Origin of the sequence: Achromobacter sp. SIMBA_011 (assembly GCF_046535435.1) — a bacterium.
Taxonomy (GTDB): domain Bacteria; phylum Pseudomonadota; class Gammaproteobacteria; order Burkholderiales; family Burkholderiaceae_B; genus Achromobacter; species Achromobacter dolens.
This window is the reverse complement of the sequence record NZ_JAWRWN010000705.1, coordinates 1-261: the sequence shown is the minus strand read 5'-3', so window position 1 is coordinate 261 and position 261 is coordinate 1. Positions and strand designations below refer to the sequence as shown.

Sequence of the window (261 nt, the reverse complement as noted above, 5' to 3'; positions counted from 1 at the left end):
CCGGAAACCGCCGAGGACGAAGAGGACTGGACAGCACCTTTCGATGCACTTCGGGAAAGCGCGCCGGCTACCATCGTTGCCCGCCGGATCGCCGCGCGCATTGCCGGGATGATCGGGACCCAGACCATCATCGAAAAGGGCGTGGAACGCGCCGTCGAACCGGGCGACATTCTGGTCTTGGTCAGAAAACGCCACGCCTTCGTCAACGCGCTGACGCGCGAGCTGAAACGACGCAAGAACATTCCCGTTGCCGGTGCCGAC

At 63.6% G+C, this 261-nt stretch carries 1 protein-coding gene; it reads left to right on the top strand.

Annotated features, from left to right (window positions below):
- Positions 1-261, top strand: a 261-nt coding sequence (locus tag SB816_RS32780) for a hypothetical protein (RefSeq protein ID WP_410548350.1), incomplete at both ends; no start/stop codon positions are given.